Annotated in this window: 11 protein-coding genes; 7 read left to right on the top strand and 4 right to left on the bottom strand. The window is 65.0% G+C overall.

Translation table 11 applies throughout. The annotated features are described in order from the left end of the window. Positions 1–19 precede the first annotated feature (19 nt). Positions 20–1396, bottom strand: a complete 1377-nt coding sequence (locus GUY23_RS07035) for an LLM class flavin-dependent oxidoreductase (RefSeq protein ID WP_166970940.1) — start codon at positions 1394–1396, stop codon at positions 20–22. 101 nt (positions 1397–1497) lie between these two features. After that, complete coding sequence (locus GUY23_RS07030) at positions 1498–2829, bottom strand: MFS transporter (RefSeq protein ID WP_166970938.1); 1332 nt, start codon at positions 2827–2829, stop codon at positions 1498–1500. A 294-nt stretch (positions 2830–3123) separates the two neighbouring features. On the opposite strand from GUY23_RS07030, the gene GUY23_RS07025 reads away from it, so the two are divergent. From GUY23_RS07025 to GUY23_RS07015, 3 genes are all read left to right on the top strand, one after another. Further along, a complete protein-coding gene (locus GUY23_RS07025) occupies positions 3124–3654 on the top strand; it encodes a flavin reductase family protein (RefSeq protein WP_166970936.1) in 531 nt (176 codons plus the stop codon). A gap of 96 nt (positions 3655–3750) precedes the next feature. Continuing rightward, positions 3751–4848: an Rv2578c family radical SAM protein gene (locus tag GUY23_RS07020; RefSeq protein ID WP_166970934.1), complete on the top strand. Its 1098-nt coding sequence runs from the start codon at positions 3751–3753 to the stop codon at positions 4846–4848. Between the two features lie 134 nt (positions 4849–4982). Beyond that, a complete protein-coding gene (locus GUY23_RS07015) occupies positions 4983–5702 on the top strand; it encodes a DsbA family oxidoreductase (protein ID WP_166970932.1) in 720 nt (239 codons plus the stop codon). A gap of 83 nt (positions 5703–5785) precedes the next feature. On the opposite strand, the gene GUY23_RS07010 is transcribed toward GUY23_RS07015, so the two are convergent. Further along, positions 5786–6442, bottom strand: coding sequence for a TetR/AcrR family transcriptional regulator (locus GUY23_RS07010; RefSeq protein WP_166970930.1), 657 nt, complete (start codon positions 6440–6442; stop codon positions 5786–5788). Positions 6443–6557: 115 nt separating this feature from the next. Between GUY23_RS07010 and GUY23_RS07005 the strand changes: the two genes are divergently transcribed. Continuing rightward, positions 6558–9002: a DUF3533 domain-containing protein gene (locus GUY23_RS07005; protein WP_166970928.1), complete on the top strand. Its 2445-nt coding sequence runs from the start codon at positions 6558–6560 to the stop codon at positions 9000–9002. A gap of 96 nt (positions 9003–9098) precedes the next feature. Further along, the gene (locus GUY23_RS07000; protein ID WP_166970926.1) at positions 9099–9836 is read left to right on the top strand and encodes an MgtC/SapB family protein; all 738 of its coding nucleotides are present in this window, start codon (positions 9099–9101) and stop codon (positions 9834–9836) included. 73 nt (positions 9837–9909) lie between these two features. Here the strand turns inward: GUY23_RS07000 and GUY23_RS06995 are convergent, their stop codons facing one another. Next, complete coding sequence (locus tag GUY23_RS06995; RefSeq protein ID WP_166970924.1) at positions 9910–10476, bottom strand: TetR/AcrR family transcriptional regulator; 567 nt, start codon at positions 10474–10476, stop codon at positions 9910–9912. 124 nt (positions 10477–10600) lie between these two features. On the opposite strand from GUY23_RS06995, the gene GUY23_RS06990 reads away from it, so the two are divergent. Continuing rightward, entirely contained in the window at positions 10601–11860 is a 1260-nt protein-coding gene (locus GUY23_RS06990) for an ABC transporter permease (RefSeq protein ID WP_166970922.1), read from the top strand. 83 nt (positions 11861–11943) lie between these two features. Further along, entirely contained in the window at positions 11944–12807 is an 864-nt protein-coding gene (locus tag GUY23_RS06985) for a hydrolase (RefSeq protein WP_228282777.1), read from the top strand. Positions 12808–12825 lie beyond the last annotated feature (18 nt).

The raw sequence follows: 12825 nt of genomic DNA, 5'->3' as shown, positions 1-12825 counted from the left end.
GCCGGGGCGGTGGTGGGACTCAGATGCGGGCGGCGTCGAGGCGGAAGCCCGCGCCCTTGTGGTCGTCGGCCAGTCGCGGGCCGCCTCCGGTGAGTGCTTCGCGCACCGTGGCTCCGGGAACCGCCTCGGGCAGCAGTCTGCGCCGGCGCAGCTCGGGTGAGACATACTTCGTGAAGCGTTCGGCATCGGCCGGTCGGACGGCTGCGGCGATGTTGAACCCGTCGATGTCGGCCTCGGCCATCCAGCGTTGGAATTCGTCGACAACGGTCGCGGGCGACCCGGTGATGACCGGTCCGCGACCGCCGAGGGCGACGAACTCTGCCAGATCCCGAATCGTCCACGCTTTGTCCCCTGCCATGGTCGTGAACGAGGCGAGCGCGGACTGGTTGGCATCGGTGGACACGTATTCGAGTGTGTCCTCCGGGTTCGCTCCCGACAGGTCGACTCCGGTCCACCCGCCGAAGAGCGAGAGCGCGGACTCCGTGTCGACGTAACTGCGGTAGTCGGCCAGGCGCGCCTCGGCAGCTTCGTCGGTGTCGTCGACGATGACGGTGGCCAGAGCGAAGATCTTCACAGAATCACGGTCACGTCCGCGCGCCTCGAGGCCGTCGCGGACCTTGTCGACCCAGGTCCGCAGGATCTCAGGCGTCGGACCGGAGAAGAAGATCGCCTCGGCGTGGTCGAGGGCGAACTCCTGACCGCGCTTGGAAGCACCGGCCTGGAACAGCAGCGGAGTGCCCTGAGGGCCGGGAACGGCGAGCGCCTGGCCGGGCACGGTGAAGAACTTTCCCTCGTGACCGATGTCGTGGACCTGTTCGGGGTCGACGAAGACGTTCGCTTCGGCGTCGGCCCTGAGCGCGTCGGGGGTGATTGATCCTTCGAAGAGTTTGTACATGACGTCCATGAACTCATCGGCCCGGTCGTAGCGCTCGTCGTGCGGGATCTGGCCGGACAGACCGAGGTTGCGGGCGGCGGAATCGACGTAGCTGGTGACGATGTTCCAGGCCACCCGACCGTTCGTGAAGTGGTCGAGGGTCGTCAGTGTGCGGGCGAGGAGGTAGGGCTTCTCATACGTCACCGAGGCGGTGACGCCGAAGCCGAGGGTCTGGGTGGCCGCGGCCATGGCCGGGATCGCGACGAGCGGGTCGAGCAGCGGGAACTGGACTCCCCCACGGTTCGTGACATCGGCGTTGCCGCCGTAGACGTCGTAGACGCCGAGGATGTCGGCGAGGAAGAGGGATGAGAATCCGCCCTCTTCGAGCGTCTTCGCCAGATTCGTCCAGAACGAGAGCTGGGTGAACTCTCCGATGCGTGATTCGGGGTGGCGCCAGAGGCCTGGCGACTGATGGACCGGGGTCATCATGTCGAAGGCGTTGAGCACGATCGGTTTCGTCATCAATTGTCTCCAGTTTCAGTGGTGCGTGTTGTTGTGTCGGCGTGTCGCACCGGCCCCGCAGGGGGCTTACGTACGAATGCACTGTCGGCTCAGGCGGCGGCTCAGGCTGCGCTGCGGGCGAGGTCGCGTGCCGGGTCCTTGGCCGCCACGGCAGCGATGAGCGAGATCGCGCACAGCAGGGTGAGGTAGCCGCAGATCAGCCACGGCGAGTGCCCGCCGGCGACGTAGAGCAGCGCGGCGACCATCGGCATGATTCCGCCGCCGATGACGGTGCCCAGTTGGTAGCCCATGTTCACTCCCGAGTAGCGGACCTCGATAGGGAACTGCTCGGCGAACCAAGCGGCCTGGGGCCCGTAGACGGCATCGTGGGCAAGGTTCATGCCAAGAATGACGATGATAGGCAGGAAGGCCAGCGGACCCGCGTCGAGGTAGGCGAAGAAGATCCACCCGAACACGGCGATGCCGATGAAGCCGCCGATGGTCACGGGCTTGCGGCCGACGCGGTCGGAGACCCAGCCCCACGCCGGGCCGGTGACCAGACCGATGGCCGAGGCGATCATCACAGCAGTGACGCCGGAGGTCGAATCGTCGCGGTTCTCCGACAGATAGCTGAGCATGTAGACGGTGATGAGGTAGAAGACGCTGTTCTGGGCCAGGCGCAGACCGATCGTGATGAGCAGGACCCGAGGGTGGTCGATGATGACCGTGCGCAGCGGAGCCTTGGCGACCTTGCCGGAGTCCTTGAGCTCTTGGAATTCCGGGGCGTCGGAGACACCGAGGCGGATCCACAGACCCAGTCCCACAAGCAGTGCGGAGGCTAGGAACGGGATGCGCCACCCGAATGCTTCGAACTGTTCGGTGCTCAGCAGATTCTGGACGATGAAGAAGGCGCTGGTGGCCAGGAGCATGCCCGCAGCGGAGCCGATCTGGGTGAAGGAACCGAAGAATCCGCGCTTGCGGGCCGGCGCGTGTTCAACCGACAGCAGAGCGGAACCTCCCCATTCGGCTCCGGCGGACAGCCCCTGGACGATGCGCAGGACGACGAGCGAGACGGCGGCCCACCAGCCGATGGCGGCGAAGTTCGGGACGAGACCGATGAGCGTCGAAGCAATGCCCATGGACAGCAGGGACACGACGAGCAGGGCCTTGCGTCCGACCCGATCCCCGAGGTGGCCGGCGAGGATTCCGCCCAGCGGGCGGGCGAAGAATCCGACGGCGAGGGTGGCGAAGGACGCGAGTCTGCTGCCGAGTTCGCTGTCGGAGGGGAAGAACTGAACGTTGAAGATCAGAGCCGCCGCGGTTCCGTAGAGGTAGAAGTCGTACCACTCGATCGTCGTTCCGGCGAAGGCCGACGCCAGCACCCGTTTCTTTCCATCGAGGAATCGCCGAGGCGGGTCCTGGTTGGTCGGATAGGTGACCGAGGTCTGGGTCATGGAAGGCTCCTGCTGCGCTCACCGGGTGAGACACATGAGTCGGGTCATCAGTATCGCTGAGCAATCTATGCCCCAGCACCGACATTGACGTCGCACCGCGTCATGGTCCGACTTTGTCTGTCACAGAGGGTCACAATGAGTCGCCATATGGCCCCGATCACCGCGTTTCACGTGGACTTTGCAATGATCGGGGAACACGACTGACGCATATCGACGAGCGGTCCCAGAGTCTCGAGCCTCGCACGACTGGAGATGCCGATCCGGATCGCTCAACAGAGCATATGAGGTGAAGGAATGACGATCTTGACAAACCCTTCGGCCACACCGTCCACGGCCGCCGCTGCCGCCTCGCCGGAGAACCTCCGCGAGACCTTCTCCCACTTCCCGCAGGGAGTCGCCTTCATCGGCGCAACCATCGACGGTGCCCCCGCGGGGCTCGTCGCCTCCACGCTGACGGTCGGAGTCTCACTCGATCCGCCTCTGGTCAGTGTCGCGGTCCAGAAGTCGTCAGCGACCTGGCCCACCCTGCGCGAGGCACCCGAGCTCGGTATCTCGCTGCTGGGCACGGACCAGGAGGAGCTGGCCAGACAGCTCGCCTCGAAGGACCGCTCCCGCCGCTTCGACGGCGTCGATCCCGACCTCACGCCCGCAGGCGCGGTGACGATCCCCGGCAGCTCGGCATTCCTCTGGACCCGCCTCTACAACGAGGTCGAGGCCGGCGACCACACCGTCGCCCTGCTCGAGATCCTTGCCACGCGCAGCCCTGACGGCCCGGAGGCACTCGTCTTCCACCGCAGCGAGTTCAAGGGCATGCGCGTATCCTGACCTCCGCCACGCCATAGCTGCTCGCAGGCGCTTGCCTCCCCGCAACTGCTGCTCGCGGGCCTTGACGCACGTTCGAACACATGTTCGAATTGTTCTATGAGGTGGAACGAACTCGCTGACCCCGCTCCAGACGGCGGTGCCCCGGCCGCAGGCGGGCAACCCGGCGCGGCGACAACGCCGGAGCTCTTCGGTATCCGAGGGCTCGTCCGCACCGTCCGCACACCCGAGTTCTCCGGTATCACCTTCCACGAGGTGCTCGCGAAGACCGCACTCAATCGGGTGCCGGCGGCCAGCTCGATGCCATTCACCTGGACGATCAACCCGTATCGCGGCTGTTCCCACGCCTGCGTCTACTGCTTCGCCAGGAACACACACCGTTATCTCGACCTCGATTCCGGCGAGGACTTCGACCGACAGGTCTTCGTCAAGATCAACGCCCCCGATGTGGTCGCCGCCGAGGTGGCCAAGCCGCAATGGTCGCGCGAGCTCGTCGCCCTCGGCACGAACACCGACCCGTACCAGCGGGCCGAGGGCAGGTACGCGCTCATGCCCGGTGTCATCACCGCCCTGGCCGAGCACGGCACCCCGATGTCGATCCTCACCAAGGGCACGCTGCTGCGGCGGGATCTGCCGCTGCTGGCCCACGCGGCCGAAGATGTTCCGGTGGAGATCAGCATGTCGATCGCCGTCCACGATGACGAGCTTCAGCAGAGCCTCGAGCCGGGCACGCCGACCACTGCGGCCAGGCTGGCTACCGTCCGAGCCGCCGCCGAACTCGGCTTCGATGTCACGGTCTTCATGATGCCGATCCTCCCGAAGCTCACCGATTCCCGCGACCACCTCGATTCAGCGCTGCGCGCGATCAGAGACGCCGGCGCTTCGCGGGTGGTCTACGGCGCACTTCACCTGCGCCCGGGAGCACGGGAGTGGTTCTTCTCCTGGCTGGAACGCGCACACCCCGAGCTCCTCCCCCGCTACCGCCGCATGTACGCGACCTCCTCGTATGCCTCGAAGGATTATCATCGCTGGCTGGGTGAGCGCATCAATCCGCTCATCGACGGCTATGGACTGCACGGACGCAGCGATGACGACTACCCCGCCACCACTCGACGGCAAGGTCGACGACACCAGGCTCCCCTGACACCGCCACCGGCCGCCTCGTTGAACGCCCCTGCGCAGCAGGCACTCTTCTGACCCACACACAAGCCGCCCTATTGCTACCCGACGGCGGCGCAGCAACGTGGCGCCAGGTTGCTGGGCCGCCGTCGGGTAGCAATAGGCGGTGCGAAGTGTGGAATAAGCCGCTGGCGAGCGCGGTTGCTTCTGTCATGAAGATTGAGATCTGGTCGGACATCGCCTGCCCCTGGTGCTATATCGGAAAACGTCGTTTCGAAACGGCCCTCGACGCTTTCGCCCACAAAGACTCCGTCGACGTTTCCTGGCGCAGCTTCCAGCTCGACCCGAGCCTGCCCGAGCACTTCGACGGCACCGAGACCGAATACCTCAGCCAGATGAAGGGCATGCCGCCCGAGCAGGTCCGCCAGATGTTCGACCATGTCACGCAGCAGGCAGCCGGCGAAGGCCTCGACTACGACTTCGATGCGATCGTCGTGGCCAACAGCTTCACCGCCCACCGATTCCTTCACTTCGCTCACTCCCACGGACTCATGCCCGAGGCGAAGGAGGCACTCCTGTCCGGTCACTTCGAACAGGGTCGTGATATCGGTGACATCTCCTACCTCGCCGAGGTGGCTTCCACCCTCGGTCTCGACGCCGAGGAGACACGGCGGGTGCTCGACTCCGATGAGTACACCAAGGAGGTCAGGGCCGATATCGCCGAGGCCAGGCAATTGGGCGCCAACGGTGTGCCGTTCTTCGTCATCGACCGCAAATACGGCATCTCCGGCGCACAGCCGGCAGCAGCCTTCAGTCAAGCTCTCGAGACCGCCTGGGACGAGAGCCAGAAGCTCACCGTCCTCGCCGACCCCCAGGCCACAGATGACGAATACCCGAACGGAGCCGTCTGCGGCCCCAACGGCTGCAACTGACTCCCATTTGCTACCTGACGGCGGCCCAGCAACCCCGCGCGGGTTGCTGGGCCGCCGTCAGGTAGCAAATGGGAGTATCCGGGTCAGAGCAGCGGAACGTTCGGGTACCGTACCGCACCGTCCGGATCGGTCACGGGCGCGGCGAGCATGCCCGCGGCGGCGTCGATGAGGAACCGGCCGACCTGCTCCCAACTACCCTTGTTCGCATCCTCGTTCATCTTCGCCTCCTGATCGGCGCAGACGCCGACGACCATAGACCCCAGCAGGTAGGCTCGCCCGCGCAGGACCCCCTCAGGGATGCCCTCGACCGCACCGTTGATGAAGCGAAGATCCTCGGGCACATCCGAACCCCCGATCACCTCTTTTGCCACTTCGACAGCCGAGGGCACCGCCGAGATCTGAGAGATGAATTGTGCACGCCAGCTCGGCCGAGGGAGACTGTCGAGCAGTTCGATGAGCGGGCGCAGTCGGCAGGTGATGAGTTCGTGGATGCTCGGCGCATCAGACAGCTGCGCAGTGAGCTCACTTCTCCGGCGGGACATCTCGTCGTTGTGTCGAACCACGAGCGCACGCAGCAGTCCGTCGCGTCCCCCGAAGTGATAGGCCACCGCCGAGTGGTTGGCAGCTCCGGCGTGTTCGACGATCCGCCGGTTCGACACCGCATCGATCCCGTGTCGGGCGAAGAGCTCTTCGGCGGCATCGAGCAGTGCCTCACGCGCTCGGTCGGTCTGAGTTCCCATACTTTCATCTTTCCACTCGTTCTCGATTTCACCATTTTAAGTCATGTGTCTTAATCTGGGTATGCACATGGTGGTCGACGAGGATCACAGTCCATCCACCCGCAAGGAGCAGACAATGCCGGACCGACCGCCGCAGACCAGGAGAGAGGCCCGCGAGTTCGACCATCAGAGCTCGCAGGAGTTCCACAACGAGGGAGCTCACCCGCACGATCCATCCTCGACAACTGCCACGACCCCTGAGTCCGCCGACAGCGGTGAGGCGGCAGCGAAGCGCGCGAAAGCCGAAATGATCGGACGCACCGTCGCGATCTTCGTCATGCCGCTCATCTTCGTGGGCATGATGATCACGAGCTACCTCGGTACCATGCACTCCCCCACGCCCAAGGACATGCCCATCGCTGTTGCGGGCTCCTCGTCGGCCGCGTCCGATCTCGCCTACGCACTCAACGGCGCCGAGCCCGACGCCCTCGATGTCGACCAGGTCGCAGACGCACACACCGCGCGTGAGCGTGTCATCGATCGGGAAGCCTCGGCGGCGGTCGTCGTCGAGGGACGACAGGCGACTCTGTACACCGCCGGCGGAGCCGGAAGTCAGCAGGCAACGACCGTGACCGGTCTCGTCATGCCGGTGCTCCAGGAGGAGGGACTCGATGTCGAAACCGACGATCTCGCACCGCTGCCCGACAATGATCCGACCGGGATGGCCGCGATGTTCCTCATGACGGCGATCGTCATGGCCGGCTACCTGCCGTTCAGCGTGCTGCGGTCGAACTCCCCCGAGCTGTTGAAGTTCAAACGGATCGTCCCCATCATCGGTGCCTGGGCGGCCGTCATCGCGGGCCTCGTATGGACGGTTGCCTGCCCGATCCTCGATGTCGTCGACGCCGGAGACACTGTCGCCGTGCTCGGCATCGCCTGGCTCGGCGTGTTCGCCATCGCCGCCGTCCAGCTCTTCATCACCCGCCTCGTCGGGGCGATGGGAGTGATCGTCGGGATCCTCTTCCTCATGGTCCTCGGCATGCCGTCGTCGAACATGGCGATGCCGGTGACCACGATGCCGAGGTTCTTCCGGTTCACCCACGAGTTCCTGCCGATGCCGGCGATCGGCGAATCTCTGCGCTCGGTCCTCTACTTCGGCGGCCGCGGAGTCACCGAACACCTACTCGTCCTCGCCATCGGCGCCGTCGTCGGCCTCCTGCTCACGAAGCTCTACGACACCATCTCGCACAGACGCAACCCCGATCCGGCACCGCTGGACGTGAACATCCCGTCCATCCACGGAGGTCGCCGCCCCGATTCGAAGATCGTCCGCTACATCTCGCTCGTGATCTTCCCACTGGGCATGGTGACGATGATGATCTCGTTCATGCTCGGTGCCATGCACTCGCCAGCGCCGAAAGACATGCCTGTGGTCGTCGTCGGCTCCTCGACCGAGCAGGCGAAGGACACGATCGGCAAGCTCGACAAGCAGATGGACGGCATGTTCGACTTCACCGCCTCCGACGACGAAGACGAGGCTCGCGCTCTCGTCCACGACCGCGATGAGGTCGCCGCACTCGTCCTGCCCACCGAGAAGAACCCCAAGTTCGAGCTCATCGCGAATCAGGCGGCCAACAACGCTTCCTATCGGGTCGTCAACCAGGTCTTCGAGCAGGTCGCCTCGGCGCAGGACATGGACCTCGACGTCGACGACATCGCCCCGCTGCCCGACCGGGACAAGAACGGCGTAGTCGTCATGTACGTCGCCATGGGTTGGGTCCTCGCCGGATTCATGGTCGTCATCGTGGGCGCAAACGCGAACCCGTGGAGCCGACCGCTCAAGCGGATGCTGCCCCTCCTCACCCTCTATGCGCCGTTCATGTCGCTGGTCGTCGCACTCATCGCGGGACCGATCACCGGTGCCGTCGAGGGTCACTTCGCGGCCCTGTGGGGAGTGGGCATCATCGCGATCGCGTGCATCTCGATGTTCGCGATGGTCTTCGAGAGACTCATCGGCATGTTCGCGGTCATTCCCGTCATCGGCACACTCATGTTCGCCGGAGTACCCGCCTCGAACGGAGCGATCTCGGAATACATGGTGCCGTCGTTCTTCTCGACCCTGCACGACTGGCTGCCCATGGCCGCCGCAGTCGAGACGATCCGATCGATCATCTACTTCGACGGCGATGTCGTCGCCGAGCATCTTCAGGTCCTCGCGCTGTGGGGACTCGTCTCCCTGGCTCTGGTCTTCCTCATCGACGGCATCCGGCCGCCGCGCACCGAGCACGATTTCGGCAATCTCCACCTCGAGAGGGAGCGCGAACGCAGGAAGCAGCTGCGCAAGCAGACGAAGGCTCTCGATGTTCCCCGGGAGACTCAGGAGACTCAGACCGTGCAGAGCACGATCGTCGAGGACACCGATTCTGCCGATCGCCCGGGGGCCACCGAGGAGTCGGACTCGACGTCGTACTCGCTCGAACCGCGCAGAGCCCCGACTGCCGGCGACGGAATCTCACGCAGCACACCGGAGGAAGACAACAGTCGGGACGACGATCACACCCCGATCCCGTCGACCGTCTGACACCCTCCCATTTGCTACCTGACGGCGGCTCTGCAACCTCGCGCGAGGTTGCTGGGCCGCCGTCAGGTAGCAAATGGGGCTAGTGTGAAGAGCACTATGGGTTCACAGATCGACTTCTTCAGCTCGTCCGGCCTCGTCGAGGCCGGGCTGCTGCTGGCGAGCTTCATCCTCTGTTCGCTCATCGGCTTCGAGCGCCAGTTCCGGCAGAAGGCCGCGGGCTATCGCACCCACGTGCTCGTGGGCATCGGCACCTGTGCCTTCACCCTGGTCTCGGCGTACGGCTTCGCAGGCGTCCTCGACAGCGATGTCCGTCTCGACCCCTCGCGGATCGCCGCACAGATCGTCTCGGGCATCGGCTTCCTCGGTGCCGGCGTCATCTTCAAGGGCCGCAATATGGTCCGCGGACTGACGACGGCCGCTACGATCTGGGTCACCGCCGCAGTCGGCATGGCCTGCGGGGCGGGCATGCTCTCGCTGGCGACCATCCTCACCGCCCTCCACCTGCTCACGCTCTTCATCGTCGCACCGCTGATCCGCAGAATCCCCAACAGTGACCATCGCAAACTGCTGCGCATCGCCTACCAGGACGGCTCCGGGGTGCTCCGAGACATCCTCGCGCTGGCCAGCCGCATGGGGTTCTCGAATTCCATTGTCGATTCGCGACGGTTCGAAGACGACGACGGCAGACGCATGGTCCAGATCGACGTGAAGTTCGAAGGCAAACGACCGCTGCACCTCCTCGTCGCACCGCTCATGGATCTGCCCGGCGTCGGGACGGTGAGCATGCGCGAGGACCGCGTCCATTCCTTCGACGACGACGGCGACTCGGTCTGACCGATTCGCCGCTGCGGGTTTGGAACTCCGATTCGCCGCAGCGGACTCGGAGCGCCAAACCGCCGCAGCAGACTCAGAGTGCGAATCTGGAGAGCACGCCTTCGATGCCGGCCCGGACGCGCTGCCGTGAGGAGTCCCCGAAGACTGTCGCTTGGACCACGGCACCTTGGAGCATGGCGAGAATCGCCGGCACCAGCGCAGCGGCCTGCGCCCGCGCGGACTCTGATTCGATCCCTCGCTGATCGCGCAGATAGACGGCGAGGTAGTCGGTGAACTGTTCGAGCAGGGCTTCGAAGATCGTGCCGACGAAACTCGCGAACTCCTCGTCATACGACGCCTCACCCCAGACCTGCACCAGAACCGAGGAGAACGGGTTGTCGAGCAGAGAATCGAGGAGCTCCACGAACACCACGTGAGGTTCCGGCACCTCGATCTGCGACTGCGCCGTCTTCAGCACCGCAAGGCGCGGTTCCATCACTCTGCGGGCGACATCGATCATCAGATCGCCCTTGGAAGCGTAATAGACGTAGACGGCACCGGCCGACAGATCAGCCTCCTTGACGATCTCGGCCATCGACGCTCCGGCGAATCCCCTGCGGGCGAAGCAGGACAGTGCGGCGTCCTGAATCCTGCGACGCATCGCCTGCCTGTATTCTTCGGTGACCTTCGGCACATCTCTCCCATAAAACGAATGACCATTCTTGATATATCATAGTCTACGGCTTCATAATGAACGAGCATTCGTTTTCGATGATTGGACAGACATGAGCACGAGGATCCTCAGCAGCTCGACTCCAGAGGCGAACCCGGCGGCGACTCCGCCGGACACAGACTCTCGGTCTGCCGGGACAGAGCAGTCCGCCTCGTCGCAGGGCTCCGGAGATCCCGCGGCACCCTCCGACGACAAACTGCCGAAGCACAGCATCGGCAACGCCATCGGCATCGCCGTCTTCGCAGCCGCGATCGTCAGCGCCATCCTGCTCGCGTTCAGCTGGCCGACCGTGACGGCCGAACCGAAGGATCTGCCCATCGCGGCCATCGGCGACGAGAAGCAGATCGACCAGGTCGTCGACAATGCCCCCGACGGCATGCTCGATCTCAAGGACGCCGATTCGCGAGCCGACGCCGTGGACATGATCAAGCAACGCGAGGTCTATGGAGCGCTGGTCCTCGGCGACGAACCCGAGATCCTCGTGTCCTCGGCCGCCTCGCCCGCGGTCGCCCAGCAGCTGCGAGCCATGGCCGCGCAGATGCAGCAGCAGATCGACAAACAGGCTATCTCGGGCATGCAGGACGGACTCGAAAAGCTCCAGGGGGCGCTGAAAGCCGCCTCGCAGGCCCCCGGTGTCGGACAGCCGGGCCAGTCGGGAGCAGAACAGAACTCGCCTGCCGCTGAGGCCGGACAGGACGCCTCGGCCACGGAGGTGCCTGAAATCACGGTCACCGACGTCGTTCCCCTCTCCGATGATGACTCCACCGGCGCTGGCCTCGCGATCGCCGGACTCCCGCTGACCATCGGCGGCATCATCGGCGGTGTCCTCACCAGCATGCTCGTTCACTCCCGCCGGATGCGAGCGGTCGCCGTGGTCGTCTACGGGGCCGTCGGCGGTCTGGCTCTCACCCTCATCCTCCAGTCCTGGTTCGGCATCCTGCAGGGCAACTTCGGTCTCAATGTGCTCGCCGCCGGCCTCGCAGTCGCCTCGACCGCGGCACTCATCAACGGCTTCGTCTCGCTCACGGGGGCGGGCGGCATCGCCATCGGCGCCATCCTCACGATGTTCATCGGCAATCCGATCTCCTCTCTGCAGCAGCCGAAGGAGTTCCTTCTCGGATCGTGGGGTGACATCGGTCAGTTCTTCGTACCGGGCGCAGCAGGGACACTCCTGCGTGACCTCTCCTACTTCCCTGACGCTGCAATGGCCGCCCAGTGGTGGGTGCTCATCGGCTGGTTCGTCCTCGGCATCGCGCTCATCCTCATCGGCCATGTCCTGGCCCACCGGAAGAAGCGAGCAGCCGCGCACTGACCCCTCGCCCACCCGGCGCACTTTCCCCACCCTGACTCCCATCGACACTGGTCATCGTTTCTCGCGACGACTAGGGTCGGTGGGTGTCAGTGGTCTCCGACATCGAGACCGAGGAGGAATCCATCGTGGCATTCGACGATGTGACGATCTGCCGCACCTGCGGAGTGGAAACGACGACGCCGCCACGGCTGTGCCCGATCTGCGATGACGACCGCCAGTGGGTTCCGGCTTCCGGTCAGGCGTGGACGACCCGGGACGAACTCGAAGCCGAGGGCCATTCTCTCAGCATCGACGAATGCGAGCCCGGGCTCTTCGCGCTGCGGATCGAGCCGAAACTCGGAATCGGCCAGACCTGCTACCTTGCGTGCACAGACGAAGGGAACATCCTCTTCGACGTCCCCCCGTATATCGACGCCGAGGCGGTCGATGCAGTCACCGAGCTCGGCGGAGTCGCCGCCATCGCCGCCAGTCACCCGCACATGTTCGGCACCCAGATGGAATGGAGCGCGGCCTTCGACGACGCCCCTGTGTTCGTCTGCCGGGCCGATGTCGACTGGGTGCAGCGCCGAGGCAGGACGATCACGACCTACTTCCACGAGGCGACCCCGCTGCCCGGGGTCAGCATCCGCCGCACCGGCGGCCATTTCCCCGGCAGCGCCGTCGCCGTGTGGACGGGTGCGGATGGTGCGGGCGTTATGCTCAGCGGCGATTCCATCGGCCCCGTCCCCCGAACGGGGTGGGTGACGTTCATGCGCAGTTTCCCGAACTCTCTGCCGTTGTCCGCCGCCGTCGTCAGACGCATCGCCTCCACGGTCTCCGATCTCGATTTCGATCGGATGTACGGCAATTTCGGTCAGCAGATCCCCAACGGCGCCTATGACGCCGTGCAGACGTCGGCCGAACGCTATGCACAGTGGGTCTCAGGCGTCCACGACGATCTCACATGACGACAGGGTCTTCGCATA

Source organism: Brevibacterium atlanticum (assembly GCF_011617245.1).
In the GTDB taxonomy this organism is placed as follows: Bacteria; Actinomycetota; Actinomycetes; order Actinomycetales; family Brevibacteriaceae; genus Brevibacterium; species Brevibacterium atlanticum.
The sequence above is the reverse complement of the archived record's forward strand: the minus strand, read 5'-3'. Positions and strand labels throughout refer to the sequence as shown.